This is a genomic window from Campylobacter sp. RM12654 (assembly GCF_020137585.1).
Lineage (GTDB): Bacteria > Campylobacterota > Campylobacteria > Campylobacterales > Campylobacteraceae > Campylobacter_E.
Genome location: NZ_JACGAR010000097.1, coordinates 1 through 237 on the forward strand (window position 1 = coordinate 1; position 237 = coordinate 237).

Genomic DNA, 237 nt, shown 5'->3' on the forward strand with positions numbered 1-237 from the left:
CAAAATGAAGAAGAAAATCAATATGCCGAAAACAAAGAAGATAATGAAACTATAAATAATAAAAAGAAAAAACCAATAAAAACTAAAAACAAAAATCAAAAAGACAAACAAAATCAAGAAAATGAAAGTTTGGATGAAATTAAAAATGAAGAAAATAATTTATCTAAAGAAGATGATTGTCTAAATCAAGAAAATAAAGAAGAAAACCTTGAAGAAGTAAAAGATGATTTACAAGAG

1 pseudogene is annotated in these 237 nt (G+C 21.9%); it reads left to right on the plus strand.

The window, feature by feature from the left end:
* Positions 1-237 (plus strand): annotated as a pseudogene (locus tag AVBRAN12654_RS09605) (hypothetical protein); the annotation flags it as partial.